The sequence below is a fragment of the Caballeronia sp. genome (assembly GCF_028292365.1).
Lineage (GTDB): Bacteria > Pseudomonadota > Gammaproteobacteria > Burkholderiales > Burkholderiaceae > Caballeronia.
Genome location: NZ_JAQGMM010000622.1, coordinates 1 through 2,625 on the forward strand (window position 1 = coordinate 1; position 2,625 = coordinate 2,625).

Here is a 2,625-nt window from a genome sequence, read left to right on the forward strand (position 1 = left end):
CCTCGCGCCGAAAGGCGCGTTTTTATCGATGTCTCGTGGCCGCGTTCTCATTCAATAAAATCGTGATTTTCGGCGTCGGCCTGATCGGCGGATCACTCGCGCGCGCGTTGCGCGAACGGGCTGGCGCGGCGGGCGAACTCGTCGGCGTCGGGCGCTCGTTGAAGTCCGTCGAGCGTGCGCTGGAACTCGGCGTGATCGATTCGGCCGTTTTTCTCGACGATGACCGCGCGCTCGAACTCGCGCTGCGTGGCGCCGACTTCGTGTTTATCGCCGCGCCGGTCGCGCAAACCGAGCCGCTGCTGCGGCGGATTGCACCGTTCCTGGACGCACGCACCATCGTCACCGATGCCGGTAGCACGAAAAATGACGTTGTCGCGGCGGCGCGTGCAGCGCTGGGCGATCGCGTCGCGCAATTCGTGCCGGGGCATCCGATAGCCGGCCGGGAATCAAGTGGACCTGACGCCGCCATACCCGATCTCTATGTGGATCGGAATGTCGTGCTGTGCCCGTTGCCGGAGAATGCGTCGGCGGTCGTAGAGCGCGTCGCCGACATGTGGCTTGCGACCGGCGCCAGCGTGCATCGGATGACGGCTGAGCAGCACGACGGCGTGTTTGCGTCGGTGAGCCATTTGCCGCACGTGTTGTCGTTCGCGCTGGTCGAGATGATTCTGCAAGCGCCCGATGCCGCGCTGAAGTTTTCGTTCGCCGCCGGCGGGTTCCGCGATTTCACGCGGATCGCGGCGTCGAGTCCGGAAATGTGGCGCGACGTGTGCATCGCGAACCGGGCGGCGCTGCTGACCGAAATCGATGCTTATACCAACGTGTTGGCGCGTTTTCGCGAGGCTATCGCTAGCTCCGACGGCGCCGCGCTCGAAACCGCCTTCGAGCGTTCACGCGCGGCACGGACCGATTGGCAACAAGGCGGCGCGATCAAAGCCGCCGATGAATCGGCCCAATAATCCGCACAGTAAGCTGCACAATAATCCGCAAATTAGATAACTGGACTCAATCATGGAACACCTCGATCTCGGACCTTTTGCGCGTGCGTCCGGCACGGTTCGGCTGCCCGGATCGAAGAGCATTTCTAACCGCGTCTTGCTGCTCGCCGCGCTGGCTGAGGGCGAAACGGTGATCACGAACCTGCTCGATTCCGACGACACCCGCGTGATGCTGGCGGCGCTCAACACATTGGGCGTCCAGGTGCAAAACGATGGCGAGCGCTGTGTCGTGAAAGGCACCGGCGGCCGCTTTCCGGTGAAATCCGCGGAGCTTTTTCTTGGCAACGCTGGAACTGCAGTGCGTCCGCTCACTGCCGCGCTCGCGTTAAACGGTGGTGAATATCGCGTGCATGGCGTGCCGCGCATGCACGAACGGCCTATCGGCGATCTCGTCGATGGCTTGCGCCAGATTGGCGCGAAGATCGATTACGAAGCGAACGACGGTTTCCCGCCGCTGCAAATTCACCCGGCGGAAATCGCCGTCGACCAGCCGATCCGCGTGCGTGGCGATGTCTCCAGCCAGTTCCTGACCGCGTTGCTGATGAGCTTGCCGATGACGCAGAACACGCGTGGCCCGATTGTTGTGGAAGTGGACGGTGAGCTGATTTCGAAGCCGTATATCGACATCACGATCAAGCTGATGGAGCGTTTCGGGATGACCGTTGAACGTGACGGCTGGAAGCGTTTTACGCTGCCGGCCGGCGCGCGCTACGCGTCGCCGGGCACGATTGCGGTGGAAGGCGACGCGTCGTCGGCATCATATTTCCTCGCGGCCGGTGCGCTGGGCGGCGGTCCGCTGCGCGTGGAAGGCGTGGGCCGCGCGAGCATTCAAGGAGACGTGAATTTCGCCGATGCGCTGATCCGCATGGGCGCGAACGTCATGCTGGGCGATGATTGGATCGAAGTGCGCGGCGTGGAATCGGACGACGGCAAGCTGATGGCTATCGACATGGATTTCAACCTGATCCCCGACGCCGCCATGACCATTGCCGTGGCTGCGCTGTTCGCCACCGGCACGAGCACGCTGCGCAATATTGCGAGCTGGCGCGTGAAGGAGACGGACCGGATTGCCGCAATGGCCACCGAGTTGCGCAAGGTTGGCGCAACGGTCGAGGAGGGCGCGGATTACCTCGTGGTGACGCCGCCGGCGCAATTGACGCCGAATGCCGCCATCGACACCTACGACGACCATCGGATGGCGATGTGTTTTTCGCTCGTGAGTCTGGGTGGCGTGCCGGTTCGGATCAACGACCCGAAGTGCGTGGGCAAGACCTTCCCGGATTATTTCGAGCAATTTGCCAAGCTCGCGAAGGCGTGATGGGCGTGCCTAGCGTAACTAACATGAATACATTGACCTCACGCGCTGTTACCGGCCGATCCGGACGTCTTCGATGAAACCCACTCGTCCGTTTCATCAAACTCCGGTTATCACCATCGACGGCCCGACGGCTTCGGGCAAAGGCACGGTCGCCGCGCTGGTCGCGGCCACGCTCGGTTTCCATTTACTCGACAGCGGCGCGCTGTATCGGCTGACGGCGCTGGCGAGCGCGCGCTACAACATTGATCCTGACGACGGCGATGCACTCGCCGCGCTGGTCGCCCAGCTTCACATCACGTTTCGCGAAGG

Annotated in this window: 3 protein-coding genes; all 3 read left to right on the forward strand. The window is 62.8% G+C overall.

Features of this window, described 5'->3' with window-relative positions; all coding sequences use genetic code 11:
* The first annotated feature begins 35 nt into the window (after positions 1-35).
* Positions 36-959, forward strand: a complete 924-nt coding sequence (locus JWR14_RS36190) for a prephenate dehydrogenase/arogenate dehydrogenase family protein (protein ID WP_299719163.1) — start codon at positions 36-38, stop codon at positions 957-959.
* Positions 960-1,011: 52 nt separating this feature from the next.
* The gene (gene aroA, locus JWR14_RS36195) at positions 1,012-2,316 is read left to right on the forward strand and encodes a 3-phosphoshikimate 1-carboxyvinyltransferase (protein ID WP_299719159.1); all 1,305 of its coding nucleotides are present in this window, start codon (positions 1,012-1,014) and stop codon (positions 2,314-2,316) included.
* A gap of 73 nt (positions 2,317-2,389) precedes the next feature.
* Positions 2,390-2,625, forward strand: a 236-nt coding sequence (locus JWR14_RS36200) for a (d)CMP kinase (RefSeq protein WP_299719161.1), incomplete at its 3' end; no start/stop codon positions are given.